This window comes from Streptomyces sp. CO7, from assembly GCF_053474865.1.
The window spans coordinates 394,142-406,323 of record NZ_JBRIOU010000004.1 but is presented as its reverse complement, the minus strand read 5'-3'; the positions used below and the strand labels follow the sequence as shown (position 1 = coordinate 406,323).

General features: G+C 72.2%; 15 protein-coding genes. 6 read left to right on the top strand and 9 right to left on the bottom strand.

The window, feature by feature from the left end; genetic code table 11:
* Positions 1-230 precede the first annotated feature (230 nt).
* Positions 231-1,052 carry a hypothetical protein gene (locus ACOV8S_RS14625; RefSeq protein WP_448318238.1) on the top strand — a complete coding sequence of 274 codons (822 nt, stop codon included), beginning with the start codon at positions 231-233 and terminating at the stop codon, positions 1,050-1,052.
* 99 nt (positions 1,053-1,151) lie between these two features.
* Here ACOV8S_RS14625 and ACOV8S_RS14620 read toward each other — a convergent pair whose 3' ends face one another.
* Together ACOV8S_RS14620 and ACOV8S_RS14615 are read right to left on the bottom strand one after the other, a co-directional pair.
* Positions 1,152-1,367 (bottom strand): tautomerase family protein, encoded by a 216-nt coding sequence (locus tag ACOV8S_RS14620; RefSeq protein ID WP_448318237.1) that lies wholly within the window; start codon positions 1,365-1,367, stop codon positions 1,152-1,154.
* An 80-nt stretch (positions 1,368-1,447) separates the two neighbouring features.
* Entirely contained in the window at positions 1,448-1,636 is a 189-nt protein-coding gene (locus ACOV8S_RS14615; protein WP_448318236.1) for a hypothetical protein, read from the bottom strand.
* Positions 1,637-1,744: 108 nt separating this feature from the next.
* Between ACOV8S_RS14615 and ACOV8S_RS14610 the strand changes: the two genes are divergently transcribed.
* Positions 1,745-2,209, top strand: coding sequence for a hypothetical protein (locus ACOV8S_RS14610; protein WP_448318235.1), 465 nt, complete (start codon positions 1,745-1,747; stop codon positions 2,207-2,209).
* 9 nt (positions 2,210-2,218) lie between these two features.
* Here ACOV8S_RS14610 and ACOV8S_RS14605 read toward each other — a convergent pair whose 3' ends face one another.
* Positions 2,219-3,688, bottom strand: a complete 1,470-nt coding sequence (locus tag ACOV8S_RS14605; RefSeq protein ID WP_448318234.1) for a glycoside hydrolase family 16 protein — start codon at positions 3,686-3,688, stop codon at positions 2,219-2,221.
* Positions 3,689-4,076: 388 nt separating this feature from the next.
* Here ACOV8S_RS14605 and ACOV8S_RS14600 point away from each other — a divergent pair, with 388 nt between their 5' ends.
* Together ACOV8S_RS14600 and ACOV8S_RS14595 are read left to right on the top strand one after the other, a co-directional pair.
* Positions 4,077-5,303, top strand: a complete 1,227-nt coding sequence (locus tag ACOV8S_RS14600) for a glycosyltransferase family 2 protein (protein WP_448318233.1) — start codon at positions 4,077-4,079, stop codon at positions 5,301-5,303.
* Between the two features lie 21 nt (positions 5,304-5,324).
* Positions 5,325-5,546: a hypothetical protein gene (locus ACOV8S_RS14595; protein WP_448318232.1), complete on the top strand. Its 222-nt coding sequence runs from the start codon at positions 5,325-5,327 to the stop codon at positions 5,544-5,546.
* Positions 5,547-5,913: 367 nt separating this feature from the next.
* Here ACOV8S_RS14595 and ACOV8S_RS14590 read toward each other — a convergent pair whose 3' ends face one another.
* From ACOV8S_RS14590 to ACOV8S_RS14580, 3 genes are all read right to left on the bottom strand, one after another.
* Positions 5,914-6,135 carry a hypothetical protein gene (locus ACOV8S_RS14590; RefSeq protein WP_108954394.1) on the bottom strand — a complete coding sequence of 74 codons (222 nt, stop codon included), beginning with the start codon at positions 6,133-6,135 and terminating at the stop codon, positions 5,914-5,916.
* Positions 6,136-6,332: 197 nt separating this feature from the next.
* Entirely contained in the window at positions 6,333-6,944 is a 612-nt protein-coding gene (locus tag ACOV8S_RS14585) for a M23 family metallopeptidase (RefSeq protein ID WP_448318231.1), read from the bottom strand.
* Between the two features lie 383 nt (positions 6,945-7,327).
* Complete coding sequence (locus ACOV8S_RS14580) at positions 7,328-7,717, bottom strand: VOC family protein (RefSeq protein ID WP_448318230.1); 390 nt, start codon at positions 7,715-7,717, stop codon at positions 7,328-7,330.
* Between the two features lie 105 nt (positions 7,718-7,822).
* Between ACOV8S_RS14580 and ACOV8S_RS14575 the strand changes: the two genes are divergently transcribed.
* Entirely contained in the window at positions 7,823-8,611 is a 789-nt protein-coding gene (locus tag ACOV8S_RS14575) for a TetR/AcrR family transcriptional regulator (protein ID WP_448318229.1), read from the top strand.
* A gap of 139 nt (positions 8,612-8,750) precedes the next feature.
* Here the strand turns inward: ACOV8S_RS14575 and ACOV8S_RS14570 are convergent, their stop codons facing one another.
* The 3 genes from ACOV8S_RS14570 to ACOV8S_RS14560 form a co-directional block, all read right to left on the bottom strand.
* A complete protein-coding gene (locus tag ACOV8S_RS14570) occupies positions 8,751-9,557 on the bottom strand; it encodes an SDR family NAD(P)-dependent oxidoreductase (protein ID WP_448318228.1) in 807 nt (268 codons plus the stop codon).
* 356 nt (positions 9,558-9,913) lie between these two features.
* Positions 9,914-10,138, bottom strand: coding sequence for a translation initiation factor IF-1 (gene infA / locus ACOV8S_RS14565; protein ID WP_351111696.1), 225 nt, complete (start codon positions 10,136-10,138; stop codon positions 9,914-9,916).
* Between the two features lie 300 nt (positions 10,139-10,438).
* Positions 10,439-11,260 (bottom strand): GNAT family N-acetyltransferase, encoded by an 822-nt coding sequence (locus ACOV8S_RS14560; protein WP_448318226.1) that lies wholly within the window; start codon positions 11,258-11,260, stop codon positions 10,439-10,441.
* 409 nt (positions 11,261-11,669) lie between these two features.
* Between ACOV8S_RS14560 and ACOV8S_RS14555 the strand changes: the two genes are divergently transcribed.
* On the top strand, positions 11,670-12,182 hold a 513-nt coding region (locus tag ACOV8S_RS14555), incomplete at its 3' end, for a serine/threonine-protein kinase (protein ID WP_448318225.1).

The following is a 12,182-nucleotide window of genomic DNA, read 5'->3' as shown; positions in this document are numbered from 1 at the left end:
CCCTCCTGCTGATCGCCGTCTCCACGGCGTTCCAGATGCGCCGCGACCGCCGCTGCGTCGAGGCATTCCTGCCGTGCGACGAGAACGAGCCGTTGAGCTGACGGTCCGCCCGTTTCCGCCCCGTCGGTCTTCGCCCTTCGCTAGGGTCCCGGACGGACCGACCGGCCGGCCCGTCAGCCCTGCGCCGTCCGTCCGTCCGCGCCCGTCCCGCCGACCGAGAAGGCCCCGCCGTGTCATCCGAACGTCCGCCGTCCGCCGAACCCGACACCACCGTGGAGGCCGGCCGCGCCCCGGCGGCCCGCCGTCACCGTCTGCTCCGCGTGCGCGCGGTCCTCACGGTCTGCGCCCTGGCCTCCACGGTGCTGCTCACCGCCGCCTGCGGGGACAGTTGCGCCTCCACCACGCGCAAGGGCCGCTCCGGCGGATCGTCGGGCGACTCCTCGTCCTGCTCGGGGTCCACCGGCTACAGCGGGAGCTATCACAACGACTACGACGATGACGACGACTACGGATCGGGTTCCGGGTCCGGCTCGGACGACTCCTCGGACTCCTCCGGGTCCGACGACTACTCGCCGCCGGCCGAGGAGTTCCCCGCCGAGGCGCGGCCCGGGAACGCCACCCAGATGCTCACCGTGCAGCTGAACGCCCAGTACGGCCCCGAACTCACCGCCTGGCGCAAGGACGCAGGCGGCGACTGGGCCGTGGCCTTCTCCGCTCTCTCCCCGGGCGACTTCGACCACGACGTCCCCGACGGCACCTACCCCGTCACGACCGCGTTCGGCAACGTCGAGGCGCCCTCCGGCACGACGTTCACCTACCGCCGTGTCACCAAGGGCAGCTACCAGGGCCTCGACCTGCCGGCGCCGGACGGGAGTCCGCTCTACGGCATCGTCGTCGACACGGGCAGGCCGGAGAGCACGCTCGTCCACGGCAACGTCACCCCCGGCGACGCGGACATGCGCATCAACGACACCGACATGGAACGCGTGCTGACCTGGCTGAACCCGACCGCGCACCCGCGCATCGCCTTCATCGGCGGCTACGGCGAGTAGGCCGGCCGGCAGGCGGCGGCCGGAAGGCCGGTCCCTCAGCAGTCCGGTCGCTGAGCAGTCCGGTCGCTGAGCAGTCCGGTCGCTCAGCAGTCCGGTCGATCAGTAGTCCGGGAACTGGATGAGCCGGTCCTTCCGCCCCGCGATCTCCGGCTGGTACACCTCGGCGTCCCAGTCCTCGCGCTCCACCGGCTCGAGCCCGATCGACACGGCCCCCTGCCGCACCCCGAACGCCTCCTGCACCGCCTCCGAGACCCGGGCCGCCAGCCGCGCCCGGGTCTCGTCGTCCAGGTCCTTGGGGAAATGCTTGATGATCACGTGCGGCACGACGCCTGGCCCCTCTCGTAGGTGCTCGTAGCAGGCGCACGGCCACCGCGCGCCGCCCCCGATGGTGCCACCTACCGCTTGGCGGCCCGGTACCGGCGCTGCAGCTCCGTCAGCCGCTCCGGCCGCTTCGCCCCGTTGAGCTCCGCCAGCAGGTCGTCCGGGCACAGCTCGTAGTGGTCGCCCCAGTGGTGCCGCCCCCGGTTGTCCCAGATCCGGTATCCGCCCGGCACCCCACGCGCCACGTAACGCCGCCTTGCCACCCTGCCTCCTGTCCTCCCGCACCGGGGGGCACTGTAGGACGGGACGACGTCGAGGCGCAGCCCGATATCCAGGGGCGCCGTCCCGCAGGCCCCTGACACCATGCCGCCATGGCCACCCCGTCGCCCGACCCCGAGTACGCGATCACCACGATGTACTCGGTGCCCGACGACGCCTGGTACCTGGAGCTGGACCTCGTCGGCACGCAGCGCGCCGTCGTCACGGCGATCGTCCCGGACGAGGACCCGGCGCGGGAGCCGACCGTCTGCTTCGGGGCGCGGGCGCCGGAGGAGCACCTTGACGTCCCGTACGCGGTGATGGCCTGGTTCCTGTCCGTCGTCGAGGAGGAGATCCACCGCTCCCGGGCCTGGATGCGGCTGCGCCCCGACCTGGTGGAGGTGGTCCACGACCTCCGCCAGGAGCACCTGGGCATGGTGTCCGACGACGACTTCGACGGCGTCCTCGCCGACCTGCGCGACACCGTCGCGGACTCGGACCTCCCCGCCGTCCTCGCGGCCGCCTTCGGGCGGAAGCCGGACGGCAGCTTCGTGAGCGACGACCTCACCGCGCCCTGAGGGGGCCCGTCAACGCAGGGTGTCGACGTACGCGCTGCCCGCGTCGGACAGGTCCCGGACCTGCTGCCGCACGGCCTTGAGGGACACGTCGCGGTCCTCGGCGAGGTAGAGCCAGTCGACCTCCATGTCCCAGGCGCGCTCGGAGCCCTGGAAGGGCAGGTCGATGAACCACGCGCTGAAGTGCACGCCCATCGCCTCGCGCGGAAAGTACGCGTCGTCGGTGCGGAACAGGACGCGGCCGTCCACCGAGTAGGTGGTCCCACCGTCGACGGCCGTGATCATCAGGGTGTGCCAGCCGCCGCCCAGTTTCTCGACGGTCGCGCGGGTCACGCGGTCGCCGGCGTCGACCTCGCGCCAGCTGGTGGTGTCCAGCCGGGGGCCGTACGCGCCCCAGCCGCCGTTCGGCATGTACTCGAAGTCGAGTTCGCTGTACCGCTTCGACCGCTGGTCCGGCGAGATGGCGAAGAAGGACTGGCTGACGTGGTCGCCGTCGCGCCCTCCGGCCGGGCGGTCGCTGAACCGGACGCGCGCGGCGAGGGTGCCGGTGCGGAACCTCGGCGCGGTGTGGATCTCCACCTGGCGGGTGCCGGCCCGGGTGCCGTCCGTCCCGGCCCGCAGCCGCAGCACCTGGTCGGACGCGGAGCCGGAGCCCTCACGCGTAGCCGTGCCCCCGCCCGCACCCGCGTCCGGCGCCACGGCGGGGAAGGTGATCCCCGCCGTGGCCCAGGTGTCCGCGATCCCCGGGCCGCCCGCGCCGGTGCGCACGCGCCAGCCCCCCGCCTCCAGGGCGGGGTCGGCGGGACCCGTGTAGTGGAAGTCGTCGAAGAGGACGCCGTCGGGGGCTTCGCCGGCTGCCGCGTCCCTCGGCCCCTGAGGCGCGGACGCGGCCCGGCTGCCGGGCTCGTCGCCCCAGACCAGCCCGCCCCGCAGGTAGGCGGTCACCGTGCGCGAGGGCCCGTACCGGGTGAGGGCCGGGTCGTAGGACGGGTCGTCGGTCTGATCCAGCCGCCCGTGGTCCAGGCGGTACAGCTGGAGGCCGATGCCCTTGCTCGACCCGCCGGGCGGCAGGGTTCCCGCGGCTGGGGAGAAGCCGACCTCGAGGTAGCGCAGGTCCTTCGTCGTCGTCCCGACGCGCAGGGTCACCCGCGAGCAGTCCAGCGAGGTCCGGACGCAGTTGGCGCCGTACCCCGTGCCGGGCTTGCCGCCCTGCAGTGTCCCGCCCTGCGGTGGCTCGCCCTTCACCCCGTCGTCGACCCGGAAGTGATAGCGCAGCACCACGTCCGAAAGCCGCACGGCGCGGTCCGAGGTGTTGGCCACTTCCAGCCACGGCGCCGCCACCTCCGCCCGGGCGGAGGTCGTGGCGCGGTACCGCACGGTCAGTGCGGGGGCGTCCTCCCCGTCCGCGCGCAGCTGCGGGACCAGGAAGACGCCGACGCCGGCCGCCGCCGCCAACGCGGCCGCCACCACGAGCGCCGGCACCAGCCGTCCTCGCGTTCCTCGACGGCCACGGCGGCGGGGGTGGAGGCGACGGCGGCTCATGGTGGCTCCTCGGCGGACTACGGGGGAGGGGGCAGGAGCGAGGGGACGCGATGTCCGCTTGGTCCGCACATCTGCACGACCGCGCCATCGTAGTGGTGGCTGAAAAGCGCACCCACCGCCTATGACATCAGTCACCCGGTATGCCACTCGGGTGTCCGGATTGCCCGTATCAACCCCCCTGGTCACACCGTGGGGTGGTGATAAGCCACCCTCGGCGACCCGAGGGCACGTCGGCCAGGCCGTGCGGTGACCCCGGTCGAGGGTCGAAATCCGGAAAGCTGAGGTAATTTTGTTGAGCTTTCACGTAATCATCACATCGTGCGGGCCGATGACGTTCGACATGGGGTGGGAGAAGGCTTTGTCGGCCACTACGGCGCGTCGTGCGCGCAAGCAACCGGGGACCAGTGCGGCGCACAGCCGGCACCGCAGGGGCCGTGGCGCCGCCCATTCGGTCGGCGGCCTACTGACCGAGCTGCTGTACGAGACGGTCGTGATCGTCCCCGCGCGCAACGAGGAGGTCGGCGTCCTCATGTCGCTGGACTCCCTCGCGGCGCAGACCCGTCGTCCTGACCTGATCATCGTGGTCGTCAACAACTCCACGGACCGCACGATGGAGTTCGCCCAGCAGTTCGCCGACGAGGTGACCTCGCCCCTCACCGTGGTGCTCAACTTCGAGGACAATCCGCACAAGAAGGCCGGCGCCCTCAACCTGGGCCTGCGCTGGCTGCGGGACGCGGTCGGCGGCCGGCTCACCGGGGCGGTGGGGCACGTCCTGGTGATGGACGCCGACACCGAGCTCCACCCCCGGTTCGTCGAGCGGGCCCGCAACGTGCTCGCCTCCGACCCGGAGCTCGGCGGCGTCAGCGCCGCCTGCCTGGGCCGCACCGGTCTGTGGCGCAGTCCCTGGCAGCGCTACCTGCTCGGCATGCAGATCATCGAGTACGCCCGCGCCGCCAACGGCCGCTTCCGCAAGGACGTCCACACCATGGCGGGAGCCGGCTCCTTCTACCGGGCGGAGGCCCTGCAGAGCCTGCTGGACTGGAGGGGCGCGGTGTTCTGGGAGGACCACCGCAACCTCGTCGAGGACTACGAGACCACTCTGGCGCTCAAGGAGTCCGGCTGGAAGGTCACCGCCAACCAGCTCTGCATCGCCTACACCGACCTCATGCCGACCCTGCGCGAACTGATCCAGCAGCGGGAGCGGTGGAGTCGCGGGACCGTGGACACCCTGCGCTACCGCGGGTGGACCAAGTTCACCTGGCACACCATTGCCACGCTGGTACTGGGCCTCCTCGGCCTCTCGTACATCCTGGGCTACGGCACCACCCAGATGATCGTCGTCGCCCGCCAGGGCTTCTCGGACAACCCGCTGCTGGTCGTCCTCCTGGCCTTCTGGCTCCTCCACCCCGCCCTGCGGGTCAGGAACCTTGGCTGGAAGGCGATGCTCGTCGAGGCGCTGCTGCTGCCCGAGCTGGTCTACATGCTGGTCCGCGCCTACTGGCTGCTGTCCTCCGTCGTCAAGTCGTACGTGACCCGCGTCACGGCGTGGAAGTAACCACGAAGGCAGGCAGACACCGTGAACTCACTCAAGGGCTTCGGCATCCTCGCCGCGTTCGGCGGCCTGATCTACGTCATGAGCAAGGCCGACCGTCTCGACCGGCTCGTGCTGGTCCTCACCGTCGCGGTGGTCGCCGGCTCGCTCCTCCTGTGGGCGGCCGCCGTCCGCCGGGCCCGTCAGGACCGCCGCGCCGCCCGCGGGCCGGGCCGTGGAGTCTCCCGCCGGGCGGCCCGGGGCTGATCCTCGGTCCGGGGCTGGTTCTCGGCCCGGGACCGGTCCTCGGCCCGGGTCGACCTCCGGCCCGGGATCAGTTCTGCGGAGCCGCCCATGCCTCGGGGGCGAAGTGCTGCGCGTCGTCGAGCCACGGCGTCTCGTCCTCCCCGAAGTCGGGGGCCTGGAACGGCTGGGTCACCGGAGGCGGTGACGACACGGCGGCGGTGCGGTGCTGCTGGGCCCCGTCGGGGGCGGAGAACAGCGAGGTGAGTTCGATGAGGGGGACTTCCGTTCGGTGACGGGCCCGCGGGGATCGCGGAGCCCGGGTGTCGTGGCAGCCGGCCGACCGGCCGTGGCCGGTGGCCAGGCGCGACGACGGCGCAAAGGCACAGGGCTAGAGCTTGCTCATCTTGGCGTACGGGCTCAGGATCCGCTCCTGCGTGGGACCGAAGTCCACCAGCGCGGCGATCCCGTCCTCGATGCCGATCACCCGGCCGAGACCGAACAGGTCGTGCGTGACCCGGTCGCCCACGGCGAAGTGCTTGAGGGGAGGCGCGACCGGAGCCTTGAACGGGCTGGTCGGCAGATGACGTTTAGGTGCTGCTGACTTTGTCATTACTGCCAGTATGCGCCCGACGGGGCGGCTGGGGAGGACCTTGTTCCTGTGAATTGTGCCCGGAGCGGGCGGGGGAGGGGCCGGCCGGCCGCTCGGGCATGCGAAAAGCCCCCCGGCGGGTGCCGGAGGGCCTCTCGTTCACGTGCCGCGGAGACGCTCCCGCGAGCCGACGCGTCCGCAGTCGGTGGGACGACCGGTCAGATCTTCACGCCCTTGGTGGCGAGGAACTTGGCCGGGTCGACGGCCGAACCGTAGTTGGCGGTCGTGCGGATCTCGAAGTGCAGGTGAGGACCGCTGGAGTTGCCGGTGTTGCCGGACAGGGCGATCTGCTCGCCGGTGTTCACCTTCTCGCCGATGTTCACCTGGATCTTGGAGAGGTGGGCGTACTGCGAGTAGGTGCCGTTGTCGTGCTTGATGACGACGGCGTTGCCGTAGGCGGGGCCGTCACCGGCGCCCCAGCCGCCGGCCTTGACGACGGTGCCCTCGTGGGCGGCGAAGACCTTGGTGCCGGTCGGGACGGCGAAGTCCTGGCCGGAGTGCTTGTGCGCCCACATGCCGCCGTTCTGGGCGAAGCTGGCGGACAGCTTGTAGTGCTGGACCGGGTCGACCCAGCTCGGCTTGGCGGCCTTCTTGGCCTCGGCGACGGTGTGGACGCCGGTGGCCGCGGTGCCGGCCGCCTCGGGGGCGCCGGCAGCAGTCGCGACTCCGGCACCCAGCACGACCGAGGCTCCCATGCCGGCTGCCAGGACGGCGGCGCGGGTGCGGAGGGCGGAGGTACCGGTGGTGCGGAGCGAGACGCGCTGGAACATGCGGAACCCTTTGGCTCGGAGATCAGGACTGCCGCCGGTTAACCAGGACGGTGCCCGGCGACGGGTTCATTGGTAACCGGACCCCGGGCCGCCTGACAAAGGTGTGATCTACGAACCTTCTTCGTAATAAGGTCACTGCCGTGCCCTAGTGGCCTATAACGCCTCAAAGCTGTGCAAAACGGAAACATGCAGGTGAGGCCGGTGTGAACCGGCCTCACCTGCACGTACGGGCGTCGTGGCGCCGCCCCGCCCGTGCCACTAGGCGCCTTAGGAGGTGACCTGGGCCCTATGGGACACCTCACCGGCGGGCCCTCATTTCGAGGCTGTCCGGGACTGTTCGCGGCGGTCGGGAGGCGAGCCTTCACCACGCGGCGAAGGGCGGATCAGGCGGTCGCGCCGCCCTTCCAGTCGACGAGCTGGACGATGACCCCGTTCGGGTCGCGGACCTGGAAGGCGCGCTCGCCCCACTCCTCCACGGTCAGCGGCATGGTGATCGGCACTCCCGCGTCGGTCAGGCGTGCCAGCTCCCCCTCCAGGTCGTCGACCTCGAAGGCCAGGATCAGGCCCTGGGCGCGGTCGTCGCGCTGGTCGGCGGGCAGGGTCTCCAGGCCTCGCCGCAGGAAGACCACGTTCATGGCGACGTCCTCGCGGGCGAGAGAGGCGAACCCGTCGGCCGCCATCTTCTCGACGAAGCCGAAGTGGTCCTGGAGGAAGGCGCTGGAGGCGATGACGTCCTCGACGTTGAGGGAAACGGCGCATGCGGTGATCTTCATGAGGCCTCCTGAGGGGTCCCGGCGGGACCGGCGAACCGGCCCGCTTTCTCTGTACGTTGTATATTGTACAGCGTTCAGAAAAGGTTCGCGGGGAAAATCAGATCCATGCCGACCGAACGAACCAGCGCGGGCGATCCCGCCAGCACTCTGCGCCTGCTGTGGCGCGACGCCCTGGGGGAGCTGCGGGCCGACGAGCCCGCCGGAACCCGCCGCGGTCCCCGCCGGGCACTGAGCGTCGACGCCGTGGTGGACACCGCGACGCGGCTCGCCGACGCCGAGGGGCTGGAGGCGCTCACCATGCGCCGGGTGGCCGGTGACCTGGGCGTCGTCCCGATGACCCTCTACACCTACGTCCCCGCCAAGGCCGAGCTGCTCGACCTGATGCTGGACGCCGCCTACGCCCGGATGCCGCGCGCGGACACCACCGGGCGCCCTTGGCGGGAGAAGGTGACCGCCGTCGCCGAAGAGAACCGCGCGCTGTTCACCCGCCACCCCTGGGCCGCCACCGTCTCCACCGTCCGGCCGCCGCTCGGCCCGGGACAGATGGCGAAGTACGAGCACGAGCTCGCCGCGTTCGACGGACTCGGCCTGGACGACGTCACCATGGACGACTGCCTCACCCATCTGCTCGCCTTCGTCCAGGCGAACGCCCGCACGGCCGCCGCCGCGCAGGCCGCCGGAGCCGACGGAGGCATGGACGAGCAGGAGTGGTGGGAGGCCAACGCCCCCCTGCTCGACCAGGTCCTCGACCCGGCCGTCTACCCCCTCGCCTCACGCGTCGGCACCGCCGCGGGCGAGGCCCACGGCAGCGCGCACGACCCGGACCACGCGTACGCCTTCGGGCTGAGCCGGGTGCTGGACTCGTTCGCGGCGCTGATCGAGGCCGGGGGATAGGGAGTGGGCCGGCGTCGCCCTTCCGCCGGTCGGAGCCGGGCCGACGCCGCCCCTTACGCCGCTCGAGGCCGAGGAACGGGGTGGACCGGTGCCCCCCTCACCGCGCGGGGGCCGGGGAGGGAACGGGTGGTGACGGCCCTCAGGCCCTGCGCCCCGCGGCCTCCTCCAGCCACGCCACCACGCGCTCGCGGGCCCGCGCGTCGAGGGCCTGCTCGTGGGGCTCGGCACGGTCGAAGCGGTGGAAGTACGCGCCGCGCACGCCCGCCAGCTCGGAGTCGAGCGCGACGCGCAGCACCGGCAGCGTGCCGTCGTCGAGCGTGGACCTGACCGTCAGGGCGCTCTCCCTGACCATGGGGGTGGGCATCTCCCGCGCCGGGTGCACGACGTTCACCGGGACGCCGTCGCGGGCCAGCTCGATCGCGGACATCACCAGGGCGACCTTGCTGCGGCAGTACGCCACCACGCCGTCGTAGTCGCGCTCGAAGCCCAAGTCGTCAAGCGCGAGCGGCAGTTGCCCCATGCTGCCGACCTGCACGACACGTCCTTCCGGCGTCAGCGCACCGGCCAGCTCCCTGGCGACCAGATGCGGCGTGACGGCGTTGACCGCCATCCGCAGCTCCACGCCGGCCGCGTTGGTCCCGCGCACGGACGGATCGGCGCCGCCGCCGACGGCCGCGTTGTTCACCACCAGGTCCAGCGGGCCCTCCTCGGCGACCGCCGCGCACATCCGCCGGACCGCCGCGTGGTCGGACAGATCGCACTCGACGGCCAGCGGCGCGGGCGCGCCCATCGTCTCCGCGGCCGCCACCAGCTCCTTCACCCGCACCTCGGCGCGCACCGGCAGCACCAGCCGCCACCCTCGTCGCGCCAGGTCCAGGGCGATCTCCCGCCCGAGACCGGAGGAGGCTCCCGTCACCAGGGCGGTTCTCGGCGTGATGCTGCTCATCCTGCGACGTCCGTTCTTCCCGGCGCCGAGCGGCGCCCCCGTGCGGTCCGATCGTGCATCGTGGACCGGGGGCGGGACCCCGCCCCATCGACGCCAGGCAAGCACACGTGGCTCCGCAGGGACCCCCCACAACACCGTGATCCCGCCAGGCGAGTTGGGGTCCCGGCCCGGTGGGTCCGACCCCGCTTCGTGTCCTGCAGGCGGTGGTAGGCGCCGCAGCGCGATCCCCGGCAAGCCGGCGGGCATGCCGCTGCTCGCCGAGGACGCGACGGTGACCTGCTGCCACTTCCGCGACAGATCCGGGTCACGGGGCCCAGGTCAGGCGGGGAAGCCCGAGGCGCGTTGCCGCGCGGGACTCAGTTGCGGTACCGGAAGAGGATCCGGCCCCGGCTCAGGTCGTACGGGCTCAGCTCCACGAGCACGCGGTCGAAGGGGAGGATCCGGATGCGGTTCTTGCGGATCTTCCCGCTGATGTGCGCGAGCACGTGGTGCCCGTTCGGCAGTTCCACCGTGAAGGTGGCGTTGCGCATGCACTCGACGACGGTGCCTTCCATCTCCAGGCCGTTCGCTTTCCTTGCCAAGACGTCTCGCTTCCGCGGTGAGTAGTTCGACTGTTCGATGTGAGTGGTGTGCCGGTGACCCGGCAGGTGTGACCTGTCCTTCGTCTGCCCGGTGGCGGCCGGTTCGGTCACCGGGTCAGGCAGGGGCGGTGACCGCCCCCCGGTCTCCGCCCGGCAGGACCGTGCGCGCGCCCCGCCGTCAGGACCGGGACGTGGCCGGGAGGCCGGCACCCGCCCCGTGACGGTGGGGCGCATGCCGTGCGGATGCCGGTCCTGGTCCCGTGACGGGTGGCGCGCGCCTGCGCCGTGAACGGTCGGAGGTCAGGGCCGCACCAGCTCCAGGGAGGCGCCGGCCCGCCGCGCCCCCGCGCCCTCGAGCAGCGCGGTCGCCGCGACATCGGAGACGTCGGCCTCGGCCCAGGCGAAGCCGACGCCGTCGTGGGACAGCGTGTCCAGCGCGTGGGCCAGCAGCGCCCGCCCGATCCCGCGCCGGCGCTCGTCGGCCCGGACCGCGATCAGCCCGACCCGCGCCCGGCGGCGTACCCGCACCACCCGGACCAGCCCGACGTACGCGCCACCGTCCCCGCCGTCCCCATCGCCCCTTCGGTCGCCGGAACGGGCGGCGTCGTCCCGGACGGCCACCGCGTACTTCGACGGGTCCACCACCGTGTCCCCGGGTGGGCCCGCCACCAGCTCGGCCGGCAGGGCGTACCGGCCGGCCGAGGCACCGACCTCCTCCCGGATCGTGCGGTCCAGGGCGCGCAGCAGGCCCTCGTCCGCCTCCCCGGCGGGCAGGATCGTCACCCCCGCCGGCAGCGGCGCCGCCCCGAGTCCCGTCACGCGGGGGTCCGTGGGCAGGTCGTACGCCCACTCGCGGCGTCCGACGGTGAAGCCGAGCCGCTCCCAGCCGACGCGGCGGTCGTGGTCCTCGTCGCCGACCAGGGTGTGCAGCGGTTCGGGGAGATCCGCCAGCATCGCGGCGGCGAGCCGGTCGAAGGCGGCGTCCTGCCACACGTCGACGCTGAGGAAGAGCCGCCCGTCGGGCCGGCGTGAGACGTCGCCCTGGCCGACGACTGTCCCGTCGTCGGCCGCGGCCTCCCACCGGTCCTCCGCGACGCGCGTGACGCTGACTGTGCTGTTCATGGGTGTTGGCCTTTCAGGAGTGCCTCGGCGGAGGAAGGCGCTCCCGACGACACCACCTGGGTCAGTCGCACACCGTGACGGAAGGAGGGAGCACCCACCTCGAAACAACGTCGTTCACGGGTCTCACCTCCTTCGAAAGGTCACGGTCGACGGCAAGGTATCCCCGCGCCCCGCGTCCCGTCCAACTCTTTTTCCCCGCACGGCAGTCGGGGCGCCGGCCGCCCACCGGCGGACCCCGCGGACAACGACCTGGTGAGACCGGAAGGCGGCATACCGGGACCCGCCGCGCCGACTTCGTCCGGATATCACACCGGACCACGGGGTACCCGCATCGCCACGGCCCAGAGCCGAGCCCGGTCACGAGGCGACAGCAACGGAGATCCAGATGAAGGCCAGCCCCTCTGCAGCCATGCCTATCGCACAGGCATCGGCGGATCCCTGGACCACCCATCTCCTCTGTGACCGATATCAGCTCGAGGAGAAGATCGGGATGGGGGGCATGGCCGACGTCTACAAGGGCGTCGACACCCGCCTGCAGAGGCCCGTGGCCGTCAAGGTCTTCCGCACCGGGACGGACCACCGGGCCGAGGACTGCCTCGCCGCCGAGGCCGTCCTGCTCGCCGGCCTGCAGGGCCCTGGCCTGGTCACCGTCTACGACATGGGCCGCCACGACGGGCGTGCCTTCCTGGTCATGGAACTGGTCGACGGCCCCACGCTGCGCGACCTCCTGGAAGGCGGGGCCCTGACCCAGCGGCGGGTCGCCGAACTGGGCGCCGCGCTCGCCCAGGCGCTCGTCCACGTCCACCGGTCGGGCATAGTGCACCGCGACGTCAAGCCCTCCAACGTCCTCCTCGACACCGCCGCCGGCGCGCCCCACCTGGCCGACTTCGGCATCGCCCGCTTCGTCGACGCCACCCGCCAC

Bases quoted from the DNA above. Each gene is read 5' to 3' on its own strand.
- ACOV8S_RS14610 (WP_448318235.1), top strand. From the start codon at position 1,745: ATGGCCACCCCGTCGCCCGACCCCGAGTACGCGATCACCACGATGTAC.
- ACOV8S_RS14600 (WP_448318233.1), top strand. From the start codon at position 4,077: ATGACGTTCGACATGGGGTGGGAGAAGGCTTTGTCGGCCACTACGGCG.
- ACOV8S_RS14590 (WP_108954394.1), bottom strand. From the start codon at position 6,135: ATGACAAAGTCAGCAGCACCTAAACGTCATCTGCCGACCAGCCCGTTC.
- ACOV8S_RS14585 (WP_448318231.1), bottom strand. From the start codon at position 6,944: ATGTTCCAGCGCGTCTCGCTCCGCACCACCGGTACCTCCGCCCTCCGC.
- ACOV8S_RS14580 (WP_448318230.1), bottom strand. From the start codon at position 7,717: ATGAAGATCACCGCATGCGCCGTTTCCCTCAACGTCGAGGACGTCATC.
- ACOV8S_RS14575 (WP_448318229.1), top strand. From the start codon at position 7,823: ATGCCGACCGAACGAACCAGCGCGGGCGATCCCGCCAGCACTCTGCGC.
- ACOV8S_RS14570 (WP_448318228.1), bottom strand. From the start codon at position 9,557: ATGAGCAGCATCACGCCGAGAACCGCCCTGGTGACGGGAGCCTCCTCC.
- ACOV8S_RS14560 (WP_448318226.1), bottom strand. From the start codon at position 11,260: ATGAACAGCACAGTCAGCGTCACGCGCGTCGCGGAGGACCGGTGGGAG.